The sequence below is a fragment of the Kitasatospora sp. NBC_01300 genome (genome assembly GCF_041435235.1).
In the GTDB taxonomy this organism is placed as follows: Bacteria; Actinomycetota; Actinomycetes; order Streptomycetales; family Streptomycetaceae; genus Kitasatospora.
Genome location: NZ_CP108408.1, coordinates 546,472 through 566,287, shown reverse-complemented (window position 1 = coordinate 566,287; position 19,816 = coordinate 546,472). Strand labels below are relative to the sequence as shown.

17 protein-coding genes and 1 pseudogene are annotated in these 19,816 nt (G+C 73.5%); 8 read left to right on the top strand and 10 right to left on the bottom strand.

Annotated features, from left to right (window positions below):
* Positions 1-198: 198 nt before the first annotated feature.
* Positions 199-1,668: a glutamate synthase subunit beta gene (locus tag OG556_RS02500; protein ID WP_371515626.1), complete on the top strand. Its 1,470-nt coding sequence runs from the start codon at positions 199-201 to the stop codon at positions 1,666-1,668.
* 194 nt (positions 1,669-1,862) lie between these two features.
* Here OG556_RS02500 and OG556_RS02495 read toward each other — a convergent pair whose 3' ends face one another.
* The gene (locus OG556_RS02495; protein WP_371515625.1) at positions 1,863-3,305 is read right to left on the bottom strand and encodes a hypothetical protein; all 1,443 of its coding nucleotides are present in this window, start codon (positions 3,303-3,305) and stop codon (positions 1,863-1,865) included.
* Positions 3,306-3,513: 208 nt separating this feature from the next.
* Between OG556_RS02495 and OG556_RS02490 the strand changes: the two genes are divergently transcribed.
* Positions 3,514-4,041, top strand: a complete 528-nt coding sequence (locus OG556_RS02490) for a YcxB family protein (protein ID WP_371515624.1) — start codon at positions 3,514-3,516, stop codon at positions 4,039-4,041.
* A 38-nt stretch (positions 4,042-4,079) separates the two neighbouring features.
* Here the strand turns inward: OG556_RS02490 and OG556_RS02485 are convergent, their stop codons facing one another.
* Complete coding sequence (locus OG556_RS02485) at positions 4,080-5,426, bottom strand: MFS transporter (protein ID WP_371515623.1); 1,347 nt, start codon at positions 5,424-5,426, stop codon at positions 4,080-4,082.
* Positions 5,427-5,548: 122 nt separating this feature from the next.
* Between OG556_RS02485 and OG556_RS02480 the strand changes: the two genes are divergently transcribed.
* Positions 5,549-6,196 (top strand): TetR/AcrR family transcriptional regulator C-terminal domain-containing protein, encoded by a 648-nt coding sequence (locus OG556_RS02480; RefSeq protein WP_371515622.1) that lies wholly within the window; start codon positions 5,549-5,551, stop codon positions 6,194-6,196.
* A 70-nt stretch (positions 6,197-6,266) separates the two neighbouring features.
* Here the strand turns inward: OG556_RS02480 and murQ are convergent, their stop codons facing one another.
* From murQ to OG556_RS02460, 4 genes are all read right to left on the bottom strand, one after another.
* The gene (murQ, locus tag OG556_RS02475; RefSeq protein ID WP_371515621.1) at positions 6,267-7,172 is read right to left on the bottom strand and encodes an N-acetylmuramic acid 6-phosphate etherase; all 906 of its coding nucleotides are present in this window, start codon (positions 7,170-7,172) and stop codon (positions 6,267-6,269) included.
* 170 nt (positions 7,173-7,342) lie between these two features.
* Positions 7,343-7,966, bottom strand: a complete 624-nt coding sequence (locus OG556_RS02470) for an HAD family hydrolase (RefSeq protein ID WP_371515620.1) — start codon at positions 7,964-7,966, stop codon at positions 7,343-7,345.
* A 157-nt stretch (positions 7,967-8,123) separates the two neighbouring features.
* Positions 8,124-8,804, bottom strand: a complete 681-nt coding sequence (locus tag OG556_RS02465) for a DUF6445 family protein (protein ID WP_371515619.1) — start codon at positions 8,802-8,804, stop codon at positions 8,124-8,126.
* Between the two features lie 96 nt (positions 8,805-8,900).
* A complete protein-coding gene (locus OG556_RS02460) occupies positions 8,901-9,671 on the bottom strand; it encodes a TetR/AcrR family transcriptional regulator (protein ID WP_371515618.1) in 771 nt (256 codons plus the stop codon).
* A gap of 126 nt (positions 9,672-9,797) precedes the next feature.
* Here OG556_RS02460 and mca point away from each other — a divergent pair, with 126 nt between their 5' ends.
* Entirely contained in the window at positions 9,798-10,763 is a 966-nt protein-coding gene (mca, locus tag OG556_RS02455; protein WP_371515617.1) for a mycothiol conjugate amidase Mca, read from the top strand.
* A gap of 23 nt (positions 10,764-10,786) precedes the next feature.
* Here the strand turns inward: mca and OG556_RS02450 are convergent, their stop codons facing one another.
* Positions 10,787-12,253, bottom strand: a complete 1,467-nt coding sequence (locus OG556_RS02450) for a PHB depolymerase family esterase (protein ID WP_371515616.1) — start codon at positions 12,251-12,253, stop codon at positions 10,787-10,789.
* A gap of 200 nt (positions 12,254-12,453) precedes the next feature.
* Between OG556_RS02450 and OG556_RS02445 the strand changes: the two genes are divergently transcribed.
* From OG556_RS02445 to dctA, 4 genes are all read left to right on the top strand, one after another.
* Positions 12,454-13,056, top strand: a complete 603-nt coding sequence (locus OG556_RS02445) for a PaaI family thioesterase (RefSeq protein ID WP_371515615.1) — start codon at positions 12,454-12,456, stop codon at positions 13,054-13,056.
* 186 nt (positions 13,057-13,242) lie between these two features.
* Entirely contained in the window at positions 13,243-14,127 is an 885-nt protein-coding gene (locus OG556_RS02440) for a LysR family transcriptional regulator (RefSeq protein ID WP_371515614.1), read from the top strand.
* Between the two features lie 72 nt (positions 14,128-14,199).
* A complete protein-coding gene (locus tag OG556_RS02435; RefSeq protein ID WP_371515613.1) occupies positions 14,200-15,255 on the top strand; it encodes a tartrate dehydrogenase in 1,056 nt (351 codons plus the stop codon).
* Between the two features lie 213 nt (positions 15,256-15,468).
* Positions 15,469-16,803 (top strand): C4-dicarboxylate transporter DctA, encoded by a 1,335-nt coding sequence (gene dctA / locus OG556_RS02430; protein WP_371515612.1) that lies wholly within the window; start codon positions 15,469-15,471, stop codon positions 16,801-16,803.
* A 53-nt stretch (positions 16,804-16,856) separates the two neighbouring features.
* Here dctA and OG556_RS02425 read toward each other — a convergent pair whose 3' ends face one another.
* The 3 genes and pseudogenes from OG556_RS02425 to OG556_RS02415 all read right to left on the bottom strand — a co-directional run bounded on the left by OG556_RS02425 (position 16,857) and on the right by OG556_RS02415 (position 19,722).
* Positions 16,857-17,855, bottom strand: a complete 999-nt coding sequence (locus tag OG556_RS02425; protein WP_371515611.1) for a YdcF family protein — start codon at positions 17,853-17,855, stop codon at positions 16,857-16,859.
* Between the two features lie 117 nt (positions 17,856-17,972).
* Positions 17,973-18,925: pseudogene (gene pip, locus OG556_RS02420) on the bottom strand (prolyl aminopeptidase).
* A 119-nt stretch (positions 18,926-19,044) separates the two neighbouring features.
* On the bottom strand, positions 19,045-19,722 hold the full coding sequence (locus OG556_RS02415) for a TetR/AcrR family transcriptional regulator C-terminal domain-containing protein (RefSeq protein ID WP_371515610.1): 678 nt from the start codon (positions 19,720-19,722) through the stop codon (positions 19,045-19,047).
* Between the last annotated feature and the right edge of the window lie 94 nt (positions 19,723-19,816).

Sequence of the window (19,816 nt, the reverse complement as noted above, 5' to 3'; positions counted from 1 at the left end):
CCCCGATTCTCCCCGGCGCGCCCACGGCGGTGTCCGGCGGGTCCGCGGGCCCGCGGGTCCGGGTGCCCGGGCCCGGCCGGTGGCCGTGGCAGGCCGCGGCTTTCGCGGCGCCGGGGAGGGGCGTACGGTGGCCACACGGTGGCGTGTCCGCCGGGGGTGCCACCGGGTCCTTGTCGGCACACCCCGCCGGAGGCCGCGATGGCAGACCGGATGGCCTTCCTCACCACCCCGCGCGCCGAGCGCGAGCGGCGGGACGCGCAGGAGCGACTGGGGGACTCCCGGGAGGTGTACCGGCCGCGGGCGCTGCTGCCGGTGGTGGGCGGGCAGGCGGGCCGGTGCATGGACTGCGGGCTGCCGTTCTGCCACCACGCCTGCCCGCTGGGAAACCTGGTGCCGGAGTGGAACCGGCTGGTGGCGGACGCGGACTGGCGGGCCGCCGCCGCCCGGCTGCTGGCGACCAACAACTTCCCCGAGTTCACCGGACGGCTCTGCCCGGCACCCTGCGAGAGCGCGTGCGTGCTGGCGATCGACGGCGCGGCGGTGACGATCAAGAACGTCGAGCTGGCGATCACCGACCGGGCCTGGGAAGAGGGCTGGGACCTGCCGCAGCCGCCCGAGCGGAGCGCCGGGTGGCGGGTGGCCGTGGTCGGCTCGGGCCCGGCGGGCCTGGCCGCCGCGCAACAGCTGACCCGGGCCGGGTACGCCACCACGGTGTACGAGCGGGCCGACCGCCTCGGCGGGCTGCTGCGCTACGGGATCCCGCCGTTCCGGCTGGAGAAGCACCGGCTGGACCGGCGGCTCGACCAGATGCGGGCCGAGGGCACGGACTTCCGCACCGGGGTGTTCGTCGGCCGGGACCTCGCGGCCGGGGAACTGCGGGCCGGGTGCGACGCGCTGGTGGTGGCGGTCGGTGCGACCGCCTGCCGGGAGCTGGCGGTGCCGGGGTGCGCCCTGCCCGGCGTGCACCAGGCGATCGACTACCTGACCTGGGCGAACCGGGTCGACGAGGGCGACCGCGCGGCCCCGCCGGTGTCCGCCGAGGGCCGGCACGTGGTGATCGTCGGCGGCGGGGACACCGCGGCCGACTGCCTGGGGACGGCGCTGCGCCAGGGCGCGGCCTCCGTCACCCAGCTCGACATCAACCCGTGTCCGCCGGTGTGCCGGGCGCCGGGGCAGCCCTGGCCCGTCCACCCGAAGGTGTACCGGGAGACCACCTCGCACGAGGAGTCGGGGGCCGCGGCGGCCGGTCCCCGGGTGTTCGCGGCGACCACGGTCGGCTTCGAGGCAGGACCGGACGGCCGGCTGGCCGCCGTCCGCTTCGCCGAGGCCGAGCCGGCCGACCGCAGCCCCCGGACCGGCACCGAGCGGAGCGTCCCGGCGGAGCTGGTGCTGCTCGCGCTGGGCTTCAGCGGCCCGGAGCCGGACCAGGGGCTGATCGCCCAACTCGGCCTCACCACCGGCCCGGACGGCGCCCTGGCCCGGGACGACGACTTCGCCGGTGGCGCGCCGGGCGTCTTCGTCGCCGGGGACGCCGGGCGCGGGCAGTCACTGATCGTGTGGGCGATCGCCGAGGGGCGGGCGGCGGCCGCGGCGGTGGACCGCCATCTGCGCGGCGGCACCGAACTCCCGGCGCCGATCCGGGCGTCGGCGCGGGCGCTCACGCTCTGAGGGGCGCGTGGGTGGGCCCGGCAGCCCGCCGGCCGACCCCGGGCGCGGTGGGCGCGCCCGAGGTGTTCGTCGGCGCGGTGGCCGGCGCGGTGGTCGGCTAGGCCCGGTCGGCGGACGAACTGTGGTCGGCGGTCTCGCAGTTGGGTTTCCTGCTGTCGGCGAGGTGAGCACGGCCGGGCCCGGTCGGCTCCGGGTCAGAGCAGCGGCAGGCGGCGGAGGAAGACGTCAGGGGCCTGGTTGGTGTCGCCCGGGACGAGCGTGCCGTCCTCGGAGGTGAACAGCACCGTGGTGCCGAGGGCGTCGACGAACGGCCGCTCCGAGGAGCCGGCGGTCTGCGCGGCGTCCGTCGCCACGCTGACCCGCTCGGTGCGGCCGGTCCACAGGTCGCGCCGGAAGACGTCCCCGGCGTTGTTGGTGTCCCCGGGCACCAGGTTCGCCGCGTCGGAGTCGAAGTAGACCCAGCGGGCGTCGGCGGTGAGCTGCGCGTGGAAGGAGTCGCCGGAGGTCTTCGTCCCCGGGAGCCCGGTGCTGACCAGGGTCTCGGTGTCCTCCTCCAGGTCGCGGACGTACACCTCGAAGTGGTGCCCCCGGGGGCCGTTGCCGTCCTGGAGCAGCGCCGAGTAGACGGCGTAGCGGCCGTCCTGGCTGAGCGCCGGGGAGGCCGCCCCGCGGTAGCCGCCCGCCCCGTCCGTGCTCACCAGGACGCTCTGCTCGTCGCGGAGGTCGCGGACGTAGAGGGGGTAGAAGCGGGGCTTGAGGATCGTCGGCTGGTCGTCGTGCCGGAAGGAGTCGCGGACGAACTCCTCGTCGGAGACGCCGTCGAGCTCGGCGGCGGCCTTCGCGGCGAGGGCGCCGGGCTTGTCCTGGCCGATGATGTTGGTGGCCTTGGAGATGAAGCCGACCGAGCCGCCGTCCCCGCTGATCACCGGCTCGGCGGAGGAGGCGTTCGCCTCGGTGCCGTCCGCGCCGACGCTGACCAGGCGGGTCGCGCCCGTCGAGCGGTCGGTGACGTAGATGTTGCCGCCCGTCCAGGTGACCGTGTCGGGGGCCAGGTCGGAGCGGTTGGACTGGTAGGCGACGTACCGGCCGTCCCGGCTGATCGACGGGTGGCCGGACTGCCGGCCGGCCTGTGGCTTGGCCGGGTCGTGGCCGGTGGACACCAGCTCGGTGGTCCCCGTCCGGCGGTCGTGGACGTAGACGTCCTCGAAGCCGAGGTTCCCGCCGGGGACGAGGTTGGTGGCGTAGGAGCTGAACGCCACGTAGCGGCCGTCGCCGCTGATCGTGGCGTCGAAGGAGTCGTCGGCCGCCTGGGCGCCGTTCGCGCCGGTGTTGACGCGTTCGGTCCGGCCGGTCCGCAGGTCCCGGACGAAGACGTCCGACTTGCCGTTGGTGTCGCCGGGAACCAGGTTGGCGGCCTTCGAGGTGAAGACGGCGAAGCGGCCGTCGGCGCTCAGACCGGCGGCGTACGAGGCGCCGTCGGGCTGCGCCTGGCCGAGCCCGACGGACACCCGTTCGGTGCGGCCGTGCGGCGCGTCCGCCCGGGCGGGCGTCGCCACTGCGGCGGCGGCGGCGAGCGCGGCCGCCGCCAGCGCGCCGGCCGCGCGGAGCAGGCGTGGTGCGGAACGTGTGCGGGTCATCCGGTCCCTCCCCTGGGTACGGCCGGTCCGCGTCGAACTCCCCGGCGGCCGGCTCGTGGTGAGCCAACCGCCGGGTGCGGCGCGAGGTCAACGAGGCCCGCCCGGGAGCGGCGGAATCGCGTCACCGCGAGGAGGGGGAGAGGGCGATGGATCGGGTGCGGACGGTCTTTGCTAGCATCCGGCGGCAGAGGCGTCGGAGGGGGTTCGGGTGGAGCGTGGCAAGCAGGTGGAGGAGTCGGTCGAGGTCCGCTACACGCCGACGACCGCGGACTTCCGGGCGGCCTTCGCGGCCCGGGCCCGGGGCACGGCGGCGGGTCGACGGGCCCGGCGGTCGAGGTACCTGATCGCCTCGTGCGCCGCGTCCGGTGCGGTGCTGACCTCGGTCGCCGACCGGACGGTGGGCCCGCCGGCCCTGGTGATGCTCGCGGTCGCGCTGCTGCTGGTGGTCGGACTGCCCTGGCTGCAACTGCGTCAGGTGCGGCGGATGGCGGCGGACAAGGGCGAGTTCCGGATCGTCCTCGGCGAGGCCGGGGTGACCGTCACCAATGCGGTGTCCAGCACCGAACTCGCCTGGCGGGAGCTTCCGTACTACCTGGAGACGCCCGAACTCTTCGTCCTGCTGGGCGGGGACGAGCAGACGCACGTGCTGACCCTGCTGCCCAAGCGCGGCACCGGCGACCCGGGCCGGCTCGGCGCGTTGATCGCCCGGCACGCCACGGTGCCCGCCCGGGGCTGAGGGGCGGGGCCCCGGTCCGCCGCTGTCGGGGCGGGCGGTCATGGCGTGGACTGCTGGTCGGGCCGGGCGGGTTGGTCGGGTTGGCCGGGCTGGGCAGGTTGGCCGGGTTGGCCGGGCTGGGCAGGCTGGTCGGGGTGGTTCAGCTGGTCGCGCTGGTCGTAGCGCCAGAGCGCCGGAAGCGCGGCCGACAGGGCGGCGGTGCCGGCCAGGCAGAGCAGGCCGCCGGTGCGCAGCGCGACGCGGATGCCCTGCCGGGCGGCGAGGCCGCCGGCCCGCAGGTCCCCGAGGGCGGGGCCGGCGGAGCCGATCAGCATCTCCAGGCCGGCGGCGCGGCCCCGAAGTTCGTCCGGAATGGACTGGTTCCAGATCGCGCTGCGGAAGGTGTCGCCGATCTGGTTGGCGCCGCCCGCGACGAGCAGGCAGAGCAGGACGGCCCACAGGCCGGGGGCGATCGAGGCCGTGGCCGTCGCCGCGCCGACGAGGGCGGCGCAGAGCAGCACCAGCCGGCCGTGCCGGTGCACCCGCTCGGTCCAGCCGCCGGTGGCGGCCGCGAGCAGGCCGCCCGCCGCAGCGGCCGAGTAGAGCAGGCCGAGTGCCCACACCGCGTCCAACTCCTGGGCGAGGAAGGGGAACAGTGCGGTCGGCAGGGCGCAGACGGTGGCCGCGAGATCCGCCAGGTAGGTGCCCAGAAGGTCGGGGCGGCGGGCCGCGTACCGGGCGCCGTCGACGAACTCCCGCAGCCGCGGTGCCTCGGCGTCCCGCTGCGAGGGGACGGGCCGGACCCGGGTGAGCAGGGCGATCGAGACCAGGAAGGTGCCGAGGTCGACCAGGTAGGCGGCCGGGACGCCGGCCGTGGCGATCAGCACCCCGGCGGCGGCCGGGCCGGCCAGTCCGGCGATGCTCCAGCGCAGCGAGAGCAGGTTGCCCGCCGCGACCAGCTGGTCGGGCGGCACCAGCCGGGGGATCATCGCCTCCGCCGAGGGCTGCTGAAGGCCCTGCAGTGCCGCTGCCAGCCCGGCGGCCGCGTACAGCGGCCAGAGCGCGGGGGTGCCGAGCAGCGCGTTGGCGAGCAGCAGGGCGCTCAGTGCGGCGAGTGCGAGTTCGGTGACCAGGGCGACGGTTCGGCGGTCGGCACGGTCGGCGAGGACGCCGCCGTAGAGGCCGAACACGACGGTCGGCAGGAGTTCGACGGCGCCGACCGCGCCCACGGCCAGTGGTGAACCGGTGAGGTCGGCGATCTGGAGCGGGATCGCCGTCATGGTGAGGACGGAGCCGAGCAGGGTGACGGTGCCGGCCGTCCAGGTGAGGCGGAAGTCGCGGGAGGACCGCCAGGGCGCGGTGTTCGGCAGCAGTCGGGACCTGGGGCGGTCCGTTCCTGAGGTCATGGGGTGATGGTCCCTTCGGGCCGTCGATCGCGACGGCTCTCCTTATCGCTGATAAATTCCAGCTCGGAACTTAGCGGCGATAAGGTGGAGTGGGCAAGCGGATAACGGAGAGGTGGCCGGCGGTGGCGCTGCAACGCGACGAGGTGGTGCGCACCGCGCTGCGCGTACTCGACGAGGAGGGCATCGACGGCCTGACCACCCGGCGGCTGGCCCGCGAACTCGGCGTCCAGTCACCCGCGTTGTACTGGCACTTCAAGAACAAGCGGGAACTGCTCGACCTGATGGCCGAGGCGATGCTCGCCGAGGCCCTCCCGGTCGACCGCAGCCCGGATCCGGAGCACTGGCCGGACTGGCTCGCCGCCGACGCCCGCGCCAAGCGCCACGCCCTGCTCGCCTACCGCGACGGCGCCCGGGTGCACGCCGGAACGCTGCCCACCGAGGACGAACTGCCCGCCGTCGAAGCCCAGTTGGACGCCCTCCGGCAGGCCGGCCTGCGACCCCGCACCGCGCTGCGGCTGCTGCTCACCATCGACCGCTACATCATGGGCTGGGTCACCGAGGAACAGGCCTGGCGGCAGGACGCCGCCGACCGCGCCCGGCCGCCCTTCCCGGACGAGGCCCTGCGCGACCTCCCGCTGCTGCGCGAGGCGGCCGACGTGCTGCGCATGACCGACCACGACGCCGACTTCGAGTACGGGCTGCGCGTCCTGATCGAGGGCTTCCGGGCCGAGATCGCGCGCGAGGCCCTCGGGACGGATGGGCTCGCGTGACCGGCAGGGTCACCCTTGATGTGGGCAGGTCGTCGGGCAGGCGGGCCCGGCAGGATCGGCCGGACAGGGCCTAGCGACGGTGGGCGTGCAGCGCCTCGCGCAGCCGCCCGCCGGAGGCGGCGAGCTGCCGGGCGGCGGTCGGCGCGTCCACGTCCGCGAGCAGGACCAGGATCGCGTCCTTGGCCCGGCCCCCGGTGGCGGCGAGCGCGCGGTGGACCGCCGCCTCGTCGGCGCCGGTGGCCTCCGTGACGATCCGGTGGGCCCGTGCGCGGAGCTTGGCGTTGGTGGCCCGGACGTCGACCATCAGATTGCCGTACGTCCGGCCGAGCCGGACCATGACGGCCGTCGACAGCATGTTGAGCACCAGCTTCTGCGCCGTGCCCGCCTTCAGCCTGGTCGAGCCCGCCAGTACCTCCGGGCCGACCTCCACCTCGATCCCCAGGTCGGCCGCCGCGACCAGCGCCGAGCCCCGGTTGCACGCCAGCGCGACCGTCAGCGCCCCGGCCGCCCGTGCGGTCCGGACGGCCGCCACCGTGTACGGCGTGCGGCCGGAGGCGGAGACGCCCACCACGGTGTCGGCCGGGGTGAGCCGGAGCGCGGCCAGGTCGGCCGCCGCCAGCTCCGGGCGGTCCTCGGCGCCCTCGACGGCGCCGGTCACGGCGGTCCCGCCCCCCGCGATCAGGCCCACCACCAGGCCCGGATCGGTGCCGAAGGTCGGCGGGCACTCGGCGGCGTCCAGCACCCCGAGCCGCCCGGCGGACCCCGCCCCGGCGTAGACCAGCCGCCCGCCGGCCGCCATCCGTGCCGCCGTGGCGTCCACCGCGGCGGCGATCCGGACCAACTCCCCGGCCACCGCGGCGGGGACGGCGCGGTCCTCGGCGTTCATCAGGCGGAGCAGGTCGGTGGTCGGCAGCTGGTCGATCCCGGCCCAGTCGGGGCGGATCGTCTCGGTCGGCGGCAGGGCGTCCTGGTCCATGCGGCCAGCGTCCCCGGACATCGCGGTCGCCAATCGGCGCGGGGCCGCGCGTGGTGGTGGTCTCCGGACCCTCGGTCGTGGCGGCGCCATGGCGGACGCCGGGCCGGGCGCGGTGGGAGCGGCCGGTGTGCCCGTGATGCCCTCCACGTGCGGAGCGGGTGCTCAGCCCGTCAAAGGGCGTCGCCGTTGCCGCCGTCGAGGTGACGGGCGATGCGGGCGATGGCGGGTGCGTTGTCCTCGAACAGGTGGGCCTGCATGCCCACGGCCCGGGCGGCTTCGACGTTGGGCGCGTGGTCGTCGACGAAGAGGCAGTCGGCCGGGCTGACGCCCAGGGCGGCGCAGGTGATCTCGTAGGCACGCGGGTCGGGCTTGCCGGTCCCGATCTCGTGCGAGTAGACGATGTGTTCCACCAGCTCGTCGAACCGGTAGAGCGGGACCTCGCGTTCGCGGGCGCCGACGAAGCTGTTGCTGAGGATGCCGAGCCGGGCCCGTCCGCGCAGTCCGCGCACGTGGGCGATGAGCTCCTCGTTCGGCGTGCCCAGGTACTCCTCCCAGAGGTCGGCCATGAAGGCCTCGACCTGGGCCGGGCCCAGGTGCAACCGGGCGGCGACCTGTTCGCGCACCTCCGGTTCGGTGATGCCGCCGATCGCGCCGGCCTGCCAGACGTCCCGCAGCCGCTCGTCGATCGCGTGCGGCGGCAGCTCCAACCGGCGCTCCCAGCGCTCCGGCCAGCCCGTCCTCGGCGTGTACTCCAGGACGCCGCCGATGTCGAGGATGAGGCAGGGTGCGTTCACGGGTGGTCCCCTCTCCGCTGCGGCCGCCATGGCGCGGCCCGCCCCTGCCACTTTCGCGGGTGCGGGTGGGCTCAGGTCAAGGGGGCGGTGAGTCCTCGGCGGTTCCGGGGAGCGCGCGCGGCGGCCGCGTCCGGCGGCAGGGCGTGCTGTCGGCCCGTCAGGCCATCCAGAAGAAGACGGCCGTCATCCGACGTTCCGGCAGCTCGGCGCCGTAGTAGGAGGTCGCGCTGTGCATGAGGTTGGCGTGGTAGAGGAGCAGTTGGTTGTAGCGGTTGGGGACGCGGACGTCCTCGGTGAAGTGGTCGGCGGGCACGTGGCGGGTGCCGAGCGCCTCGACCAGGTTGTTGTGCGGCGCGTTGACGAGGTTCCCGCCGAGGCGTCCGCCGGGGAACTGCTGGCGGTAGAAGCTGGTGCCGGCGTCCTTCGGCGCGCCCGGGCTGAGGTAGAGCACGGCGGCGTAGCGGCACAGCGCGCGGGAGTCGGTGTGCGGGCGGGACTCCGACTCCCCGGCGCCGACGACCTGGACGCAGTTGTGGTTGAGCGTGCCGCCGCCCGGGGTGCTCTGCACCCAGAGCCGGGAAGCGCCGGTGGCCTTGCGGACCAGGGCCTCCACCCGGGCCAGCTCGTCGGGCTCCAGGCCGGGCATGGTGCGCAGGCCGGGCCAGGTCTCGGGGCGGTACGGGTAGCCTTCGGTCCAGTCGCCGCGGGCCAGACAGCGCTCGCGGACGGCGTCCGGGTCGGGGAGGACGTTGTCCAGGACCCAGTAGTCCCGGCCTCGGGTGGGCTTGCGGTAGGGCAGGACCGGCAGGGTGGTGGGCCTGATGGGCTGTGAGGGCATGGGCCGACGATAGGGGCGGCGGTCGTCAACCTTCTGCCGTGAGCAGGTCAACCTTTCGTCAAGGGCTGTCCATGGGCGGGCGCCTCGCGCCGCAGGTCAGGGGCCCGGCCGGACGGCGAAGGTGCCCAGGGCGCCCTCCAGTCGGTCGAAGGCCCGGACGGCCGAGGGGCGCACCGCCGCCGTGATGGCGGCGGCCTCGTCGCCGGCCAGCAACCGGCGGAACACTTCGGTGAACACCGTGCGGTCGACGGCGGCGAGCAGCCCGGCGGCCACCCGGCTCTCGAAGTCGACCGGCGGGCCGGCCGCTGTGCTGACCGGCGTTTCGGGTGATGCGTCGGGTGGAGTGCCGGTCGTCGCGGGGTGGGTGGCCTCGGCCAGGGCTTCGGCCAGGGCGGCCTCGCTCTGTTCGTGCAGCTCGCGGATCCGGGCGACCAGGGCGGGGCTGTCGGCGACGGTGCGGGCGAACGCCGGGCCGGAGAAGCCGAGCCGTGGGTCGTGCCGGTCGAGGCCGGCCAGGCAGTCGCGGCGCAGCGCGGCGAGGGCGGACTCGCCGGGCGCACGCTCGGCGACCGCCCTGGCGAGCCGGCCGACGATCTCCTCGTGCAGGTCGAGGAGGAGGTCCTCCTTGCGCGGGAAGTGGTTGGTGACGGTCATCTTGGCGACCCCGGCGGCCGTCGCGACCTCGGCGATGGTGGTGCGGTCGAAGCCCTGGTCGATGAAGAGCCTGGTCGCGGCGTGCGAGATCGCCTCGCGGGTGCGGCGCTTGTTGAGCTCGCGCAGGGTCGGGGCGGCCCCGGGCCCCGGCGTGGGCCCCGGCGTGGGTTCGGTCACGGGTTCCGTCACGGTTTCCGGCGTGGGTTCCGTCATGGGGGCAGCGTAGCGCAGTTCGCTGGGTCGGACACAGAAATTAGGCTTGACCTAATCATTGGGTCTGTCCTAAGTTTCTTCCGGGCGGTCGGAGTGGCCGCCGGACGGACGACAAGGGGAGGGCGCATGACCACATCGGCCACGTACGGAGGCGCCGTGTTCACCCAGCACGCCGGGCGGCTCCGCCTGCTCAGCGTCCACGCCCACCCCGACGACGAGTCCAGCAAGGGCGCTGCCACCCTCGCGCGGTACGCGGCCGAGGGGGTGGACGTCCTGGTCGTCACCTGTACCGGCGGCGAGCGCGGCTCGGTGCTCAACCCGGCGATGGACCGCCCCGAGGTCCGGGCGGATCTCGCCCGGATCCGGAGCGAGGAGATGGCGGTCGCCCGGGGCATCCTCGGCGTGCGCCAGCAGTTCCTCGGCTTCGTGGACTCGGGGATGCCGGGCCCGGACGAACCGCTGCCGGCGGGCTGCTTCGCCGCGCAGCCCGTGGCGGCCGCCGCGGCGCCGCTGGTCGCCCTGATCCGGGAGTTCCGTCCGCACGTGGTGGTCACCTACGACGAGACCGGGGGGTATCCGCACCCCGACCACGTGATGACCCACCAGGTCACGGTCGAGGCCTTCGAGGCCGCCGCCGACCCGGGCCGCCACCCCGAGGCGGGGGAACCCTGGCAGGCGGCGAAGCTCTACTATCACCTGGCGCTCTCCAGAGCCTGGTTCCAGACCCTGCACGACGCGATGACGGAGCGGGGCGTCCCCTCGGACATGGGCGCACTGCTCGCGGACTGGCCGGACACCCCGCCCGCCCTCGCCACCACCACCCGGATCGCGTGCGCCGAGCAGTTCGCCGTACGGGACGCGGCACTGCTGGCGCACGCCACCCAGATGGAGCCCGGGGTCGCGTTCATGGCCCACCCGCGGGACATCGAGCGCGAGGTCTGGCCGACGGAGGACTACCACCTCGCCCGGAGCCTGGTGCCGGGCGAGGGCGAGGGCGAGGGCGAGGGCGAGGGGAAGGGGCCCGAGACCGACCTGTTCGCCGGGCTGCGCTCAGGAGGGGCGGGGCTGTGCCAAGGAGAGGGGGACGGATGAGCCGGAGGTCGGGTTTCGCCCGCTCAGCACTGGCCGTCGGCGAGCACGAAGTAGCCCGGGCCGGTCTGCTTCAGGGTGTGGGTCACGAAGGTGTTCCAGAGGCCCATGCTCTGGCCCGAGCCGAGCGCGTAGGTCAGGCCGCCGCTCTGGGTGGCCCGCCCGGCCCGGACCTGGTTGTAGTTGCTGTCGGTGAAGCACTGCGCGGCGCCGCCGCCGGTGGTCGCCGTCACCGCCGCCGATCGGGTGCCCACGGCGCCCGACGGGTCGACCGCCGCCACGGTGTAGCCGTACGACGTGCCGGGGGCGAGCCCGGTGTCGGTGAAGGACGGGCCGGTGGCACTGCCCGCCATCGCGCCGTTCCGGTAGACCTGGTAGGAGGCGGCCCCGCTGACGGCCTGCCAGGCGAGGGCGATCGAGCCCTGGCCCGTCGGCGTCGCGGTCAGCCCGGTCGGGGCGGGCAGACCGGGGTTGGTGGGCCCCGTGCCGCCGTCGAGGCCCCAGAACTGCGCGGTGTAGTAGCTGGAGCAGATCGTGTTGAGGAAGTAGCTGCCGGTGGCCCCGCACTGGTCGGCTGCGGAGCCGGGGTTGACGGCCAGGCCGTGGCCCATCCCGGCGATGGTGAACAGCGCCACGGCGGGCCGCCCGCCCGCGTCGGCGTAGACCTCCTCGGTGGTGCCGCCCGGCAGGCTCCGGGTGCTGGTCGGGTTCTGGCCGACACCCTGGACGTCGGTCCACTGGTCGCGCAGCTCCGTCGCGTTCACCGGCCTGACCACGGTGTCCGCGCTGCCCTGCCAGATCGCCACCCGGGGCCAGGGCCCGGTGTAGCCCGGGTACGCGGCCCGGACCTTGTCGCCCCACTGGGCCGGGGTGAGCCCCTGGTCGGAGTTCTGGCAGCCGGAGGCGGCGCCCTGGGTGGTCGCGCACTGGGCCGGGAGGCCGGAGTCGATCGCCCCGCCGGCGAACACGTCCGGGTAGTCGGCCAGCAGGTCGGAGGCCATGCCGCCGCCGGCCGACAGCCCGGTGACGAACACCCGCCGGTCGTCCGAGCCGTACAGGGCCTTGGCCTTGGTGACCATCTCGACCACCGACTCGGCCTCGCCGACGCCCCGGGAGTCCTTGGTCGCGTCGAACCAGCTGAAGCAGGAGAGGCTGTTGTTGGCACTGCTGGTCTGCGGGAAGACGACCGCGAAGCCGTACCGGTCGGCGAAGGTCGTCCAACCGGAGTTGCGGTAGTAGTCGTTGGCGGTCTGCAGGCAGCCGTGCAGTGCGACCACCAGCGGCGCGCCACTCGGCAGTCCGGCGGGGGTGTAGGAGTACATCGCGAGGTTTCCCGGATTGGCGCCGAATCCGGTGACCTGCTGGAAGGTCCCGCTCACGGTGTCGGCCGTGGCCGGAGCCGCAGTCGGAGTGGGCACGGGTGCGGGTGCGGCGGTGCCGATCGTGAGCGCGGCGGCCGTCAGCAGCGCGGCGGCGGCAGGACGGAGGGGCATGGGGGCTCCTGGGTGGGGGAGGAGTGGGGGCGGTTGCCGTGCAGCGTGGCGCGCCCCGCGCCCTGGTGCCATGTGACGGCCACCCGAGGTCCACCGCGCCGCCATGGCGTGGACCGCCATGGTCGGATGCCGGGGGCCGAGCGCCGGCCGTACGCCGGAAGGCACTTGAGGGGCGTGCGCGAACAGGGCAGGTTGATCCCATGACGACGAATGAGGCAGACCCCGGCGGCGCGACGTCCCCGGAGGGCCAGGAACTCCTTGAAGACCGGCAATCACTTGAAGGCTGGCAGCCCCTGGAGAGCCAGGTGCCCCGGACCAGGACGCACACCTGGACGGCAGGGCCGCCGATCTCCGCCTTCCCGCACCTGAGCGGAGAGGAGATCCTGCACGAGATCCTCGCGGGCCGGATCCAGGAGCCCGCGATCTGCAGCACTCTGGGGTTCCACCTGACCGAGGCGAAGCCGGGTACGGCGGTGTTCGAGGGCGCACTCGGCGACCACCTCTACAACCCGATGAACACCGTGCACGGCGGCTACCTCGCCACCCTGCTCGACTCGGCGCTCGGTTGCGCCGTGCTGAGCCGGCTGCCCGCCGGGATCGGCTACACCACCACGCAGTTGAACGTCCACATGCTGCGCCCGCTGTTCGCCGACTCGGGGCTGTTGCGCTGCGAGGGGCTGGTGCTGCATCTGGGCCGGACGATGGCGACGGCCGAGGCGAGGGTGGTCGGGGTGGAGAACGGCAAACTCTACGCGCACGCCACCACCACCTGCGCGATCCTGGCGCCCCGCCCGGCGGCCTGACGTGATGGCCTGACCGGTGGCCTGAGCTGAGGCCTGGGCCGAGGTTCGGCTGAAGGTGCGGCCGGGCCCCGGTCGCCACGGCGGCTGGGGCCCGGGGGCGGCTGCTGTTCAGCGGGCCCGGGCGGGTGGGCGGCTGCTTCGCGGGTGCTCCCGAGGTGCCACCACGCCGTGAGGGGAGGATGGGGCATGGACATCCGGCAGCTGGAGTACTTCCTCGCGATCGTGGACCACGGGGGTTTCAACCGGGCCGCCGCAGCCCTCTACCTCTCGCAGCCCGCGCTGTCCCAGGCCGTGCAGGCGTTGGAACGGGACGTGGGCGGGAGCCTGTTCCACCGGATCGGCCGCCGGGCGGTGCTCACCGAGGCGGGGACGGCGCTGATCGAGCCGGCCAGGGTCGCCGTACGCAGTCTGGAGCTGGCCCGCGCCAGCGTGCTGGCCGTGCACGAGTTGCGGGACGGGCGACTGGACATCGCGGCGATGCCGTCCCAGGCGATCGAGCCGTTGACGACGATGATCCGGGCGTTCAGCCACCGGTACCCCGGGGTGTCGGCGAACATCCGGGCCGCCTTCACCTCGCGCGACGTCATCGACATGGTGCGCACCGGAGCCGCCGAGTTGGGGCTGCTCGCCACCGAAGGGCCGCTCAGCGACAAGGAGGTGGTCTCCCATGACGTCGGGGAGCAGCGCTTCGTCCTGGTCACCCCTCCGGGTGGACCGTTCCGCGAGGGTACGTCCGTCCGGTGCGAGGAACTGGCCGGGCAGCGGTTGATCGTCGGGCAGCGGGGCACGGGGATGCGCGCGTACGTCGACGGCCTGCGCGAACGGGGCATCGGGTTCGCCATCGCGGCGGAGACCGAGCACCGGGTGGCGATCCTCCCTCTCGTGCTCGCGGGGGTCGGGCTCGCGGTGGTCACCGAGTCCTGGCGCACCGCGGCCGAACAGGCGGGCGCACTGGTCCTGGACATCGAGCCGAGGACGACCTTGCGGATCGTGCTCGTCGGTCGGCGCGCCGAACAGTCCCCGGCTGCGCGCGCCTTCGTGTCCTGCGCGCTCGATGCCGTCAAGCACTGATAAGGAGGCCTTATCAGGCAGATCGACAGAGCGTCTTGGACGGTGCGGTGGCTCGATTGCTGCAATCGGCACATGACTCATCACCACATCGCCCTGATTCCCGGGGACGGAATCGGGGCCGAGGTCCTGCCCTCCGCCCGGCAGGTCCTGGAGGCGGTCGGTGCCCGCCACGGCATCGGCTTCTCCTACACCTCGTACGACTGGTCCTGCGAGCGCTACGTCCGTGAGGGCGCGATGATGCCGGTGGACGGCCTCGACCAGCTCCGCGACAAGGACGCGATCCTGCTCGGTGCGGTCGGCCACCCCGGTGTGCCGGACCACGTCTCGCTGTGGGGGCTGCTGATCCCGATCCGGCGCGGCTTCCGGCAGTACGTCAACCTGCGGCCGGTCCGGGTGTTCGAGGGTGTCGAGAGCCCGGTGCGCGGCGCGGTGGCGGGCGAGGTGGAGCTCGTCGTCGTGCGCGAGAACGTGGAGGGCGAGTACAGCGAGATCGGCGGTCGGCTGAACCGGGGGTTCCCCGAGGAGATGGCCGTTCAGGAATCGGTGTTCACCCGCGCAGGGGTGACCCGCGTCCTCGACTACGCCTTCGGGCTGGCTGGTCGGCGCGGCGGCAGGCTCACTTCGGCCACCAAGTCCAACGGCATCGTGCACACCCTGCCCTTCTGGGACGAGCTGGTCGCCGAGCGCGGCGCCGCCCACCCCGAGGTCGCCTGGGACCAGGAGCACATCGACGCGCTGGCCGCCAAGTTGGTCCTCGCACCGGCCCGCTTCGACGTGGTGGTCGCCTCCAACCTCTTCGGTGACATCCTCAGCGACCTGGCCGCAGCGGTGGCGGGCTCCATCGGCATCGCACCGGCCGCCAACCTCAACCCCGAGCGGGACTTCCCCTCCATGTTCGAGCCGGTCCACGGCTCCGCGCCCGACATCGCCGGTCGGAACGTCGCCAACCCGGTCGGCTCGATCTGGTCGGCGGCCATGATGCTCGACCACCTGGGCCATCCCGAGGCGGCCCGGGACGTCACCGACGCCATCGCCGCGGTCTTCGCCACGACCGACGAGCGCACCCCGGACCTGGGCGGCAGCGCCACGACCACCGAGTTCACGGAGAAACTCCTCGAACTGCTCTGACCGGCACACCCCCGGCCGGGGTTTCGGGCCGGGCGGGGGCGGCGGGCTGACGACGCCGCTCCGGCCCGCCCGCGGTGGGGCGCCGGTTCTACCCCGGTCGTAGGGCCGTCCCCGGTCGTCCGCCGCCGAGCCGCGCGCTGTCACCGGCTTCCGCGCTCGGAAGGTCACTCCCGCCTCCGGCTGCATCCAGGTTCCTCGACGAGGAGAAACGCCATGACAGCAACCGCGCCTCCCGGCAGCATCGCTTCCTCCGGCGCCCCGGTGTCCGAACCGTGGTACAGGCAGCTGTACTTCTGGGTGCTGACGGCCATCGGCTGCGGTGTCCTGACGGGTTGGCTCTGGCCGCGTACCGGCATCGCCCTGGAGCCGGTCGGCACCACCTTCGTGTCGGCCGTCAAGATGCTCATCACCCCGATCGTCTTCCTGACGATCGTGGCCGGCATCGGAGGCGTGGACAGCCTGCGCCGTGTCGGCAGGGTCGGCCTCAAGTCCCTCGTCTACTTCCAGGTCGGAACCCTGGTCGCCCTCGCCGTCGGACTCGCCGCCGTCAACCTGTTCCAGCCCGGCGCCGGAGTGCACGTCCACCCCGGCGACCTGCACCTCTCGGGGGACGCCGCCCGGTACGTCAAGGACGGCGCGCACCAGAGCTGGTGGGACTTCCTCACCGGCCTCGTGCCGTCCAGCGTCGTGGGGGCCTTCGCCGACGGCAACATCCTTCAGGTCATCTTCTTCGCGGTGCTCTTCGGCGTCGCCCTCAAATCCGTGGGCGCCGTGGGGGCGCCGATCGTCGAAGGCGTCAACCGGCTCAGTGCGGTCGTGTTCAAGATCCTCCGCTACATCATGCTGGCCGCACCCGTCGGCGCCTTCGGTGCGATGGCCTTCACCGTCGGCAAGTACGGCATCTCCACCCTCGCGGGCCTGGGGCGGCTCATCGGACTCTTCTACGGCACCTCGCTCTTCTTCGTCGTCGTCGTCCTCGGCGGCGTGCTGGCCCTGATCAAGGTCAACGTGTTCCGGTTGCTGCGCTACCTGCGCGAGGAATTCCTGATCGTCCTGGGCACCTCCTCCTCCGAGAGCGCGCTGCCCCGGTTGGTGGCCAAGCTCGAAGGGCTGGGTGTACGCCGCGACATCGTCGGCCTGACCGTACCGACGGGCTACTCCTTCAACCTCGACGGCAGCTCCATCTACCTCTCCCTGGCCACCCTGTACATCGCGCAGGCCACCGACACCGAGCTCACCCTCACCCGGCAACTCGGCCTCCTCGCCGTCATGATCCTCACCTCCAAGGGATCCGGAGGAGTCACCGGCGCAGGGTTCATCGCCCTGGCCGCCACCCTCTCCACGGTCGGCACGGTACCTGCGGCCGGCGTCATGCTGATCTTCGGAATCGACAAGTTCATGTCGGAGTGCCGCGCGTTGACCACCCTCGCCGGGAACGGCGTCGCCACCCTCGTCGTCGCCCGCTGGGAGCGTGCCCTCGACGTCGCACGCGTCGACAGGGTCCTCCGCAGCGGAGTGCCCGAACCGGTGGAGGCCCCGGGCCGGTAGTGAGCGGCACCGGGGTCCTGCCGGCCGGGGCGTCCGGGGGGGGATGCCGCCGGTCAGAGGGCCGCGAGCAGCCCGCAGAGCGCGAGGAGGCCGCAGATCCCGAAGTTGACCAGCTTGTGGGAGAGGAAGACGGCGGCGAACTCGCGGATCGTCGCGCTCGGCCAGTAGTACGCGGCGGTCGGCGAGCCGAACACCTGCCCGTTGACGCCGGTCTTCCGGGCGGTGAGCGCCGCCCGGAAGGCGTGGAAGTTGTTGGTGACCACGACACAGCGGTAGTCGGGCTTGGCCTGCTCCATGATGGCCTTGCTGAAGAGCAGGTTCTCCTCGGTGGTGCGGGAGCGGTCCTCGCGCTCGATGTGTTCGGCCGGGAAGCCGCGCCCGGTCAGGTAGTCGGCCATCGCGTGGGACTCCGGCAGCTTCTCGTCCGGGCCCTGGCCGCCGGAGGTGATCAGCACCGGCGGGTTGCCGCGCGCGGCCTGCTTGTCGTACACCTCCCGGCCCCGGTCGAGCCGGCTGGCCAGTAGCGGCGGGACGCGCTCGCCGCCGATCAGGCCGGAGCCGAGGACGACCACGAAGTCCACGTTCCGGCGCGGCCGGTGGCGGCCGTAGAGGAACGCGTAACCGACGAAGCAGACGAACAGGAAGGAGATGTAGCCGACCACCAGGACGGCGGTGCCGGCCAGGACGCCCAGCCGGGGTGAGCGGGTGGCCAGAGCGGCGAGCAGCAGCGCGATGACGGCGAGGATGCCCAGCCCGGCGAGGAGCGACAGCAGGTTGGCGGGCCGTCTGCCCTCCTTGCGGATCATGGTCAGGCCGTTGGCGATCAGGAACCAGACCAGGGCCGCCGTGCCGAGGGCAGGCAGCAGGATGATCGCCACCGCCGCCAGTTCCATCACCAGCGTGGGCGCCTTGCGCAGCTCGGTGAGCAGGGCGAGGGCGAGCAGGGAGACGGCGATGCCGAGCAGGACGGCATTGCTGAACTGGCGGCGGTCGCGTAGTACCCCGATTCCGAACAACAGGAAGAACAGGGCTGCTGGGACATAGGCGATCATGCTTCGTATCGTAGGCGGAGGCCGTTCGCGCGAACCGGCTGTCCGCCCGAACCGGCTGTCCGCCCGAACCGTCCGCCCGTGGACGAACCGGCCGAGCGGACCGGCCGGGCGGACCGGTCAGGCGAACCGCTCGATCGCCGCGAGGACCGCCTCCGTCATCGCCGGACTCCCGGTGTGCCCGGACTCGTCGATGACGGTCAGTCGGGCCTCCGGCCAGGCCTGCACCAGCCGCCACGCGGTGTCCAGCGGCGAGCCGAGGTCCAGTCGGCCGTGGATCAGTTCGCCCGGGATGCCGGCCAGCCGCCCGGCGTCGCGCAGCAGTTGGCCGTCGGCCAGGAACGCGTGGTGCGCGAAGTAGTGCGCGGTGATCCGGGTGAACGCCATCAGCGCGTCGGTGGGGCGGTCGCTGTAGGCGTTCGGCTTGCCCAGCGCCTCGTGCGCGATGACGGCGTCCTCCCAGGTGGCCCAGGCGTTCGCGGCGGCCCGCCGGACGGTCTCGTCCTGGCTGTTGAGCATCCGGCTGTAGGCGGCCACCAGGTCGCCGTCGCGGTCGGCGGCCGGAAGGAAGTTCCGGAACTCCTCCCACGGGCCGGGCAGGAAGCGGGCGACGCCCCGGTAGAGCCAGTCGGTCTCCTCGGGGCGGGTCGTGGTGACGCCGCAGAGCACGATCTCGGAGACCCGCTCGGGGTGGGCCTGGGCATAGGCGAGGATCAGCGTCGAGCCCCAGGAGCCGCCGTACAGCAGCCACTTCTCGATGCCGAGGTGTTCGCGCAGCCGCTCCATGTCCGCGATCAGCCGCTCGGTGGTGTTGTGCTCCAGCCCGGTCGTCGGGTCGGCGGCGTGCGGCAGGCTCTGTCCGCAGCCGCGCTGGTCGAACTGGACCACGTGGTACCGCTCGGGGTCGAAGTACCGCCGGGTGCCCGGCCGGTGGCCGGAGCCGGGCCCGCCGTGCACGATCGCGGCGGGTTTGCCCGCCGGGTTGCCGGACGCGTCCAGTGCATCCGCTGACCGTCTCCGACGTCCAGCAGGCCTTGTGCGTAGGGCTCGTGGTGGGGGTGCAGTTCGGGCATCGCGGAACTCCTCCGTGGACGTGCGGCCGGACGGACCCTAGCGGGCGCGCACAGGCCGGGCTGCGGATTTTCGGCGGGCCCTGGGTGGGGACCGGCCGGCCGGGCCCGCCGTGGTGGGGTCAGCGCTGCTCGGCGGGCAGCAGGGTCGCGAGCCCGTCGAGGACGCGTTGCACGCAGAACTCGAAGCGGGTGTCCATGTCGGGTTCGGTGAGATCGTCGGCCAGAGCGACGAGGTTGGGGAAGGTGTCGACGGGCAGGGCGCGGAAGCGGTCGCCGGTGGCGTCGGCGATGTCCCGGCGGCTGGTGCCGAGGACTTCGGCGGCCGAGATCGGGGACTGCTCCTGGAGGACGAACCCCTGGACGAAGGCGCCCAGCAAGTAGGTGGCCATGGCGGCGTCGGCGTCGGAGAAGCCGGCCGCGCGGAGCCGGTCGAGCTGGTCCTCCATCAGGCCGAGCAGGTGGGGACCGGGGGAGAGTCGGCCCGAGACGACCTTGGCGGCGTCGCGCTTGTCGAGCAGCAGTCGGCGGTAGCGCCAGCAGTAGGCGTGGAACTGCTCGCGCCACCCGCCCTCGCGCGGCGGGGGTTCGGCCGAGGCCATCACCGCGTCGGTGAGCAGGTCGAGCAGTTCCTGCTTGTTGCGGACGTGCCAGTACAGCGAGGCCGCCTTGACGCCGACCTCGGCGGCGACCTTGCGCATCGACAGCCCGTCGAGGCCGTCCCGTTCCAGTACCCGCAGTGCGGCCTGGGTCAGCGCGTCCCTGGTCAGCGGCGGTGTCTTGTCGTCGTTCTCCGGCATGGCTGTGCGGTCGCCTCCAGCGGTCTCATCCGGTCGCGAGTCCCGTGGCGACTGTCCGTGGCCAGTGCCCTTCGCGAGATCCCGCTTGCAATCT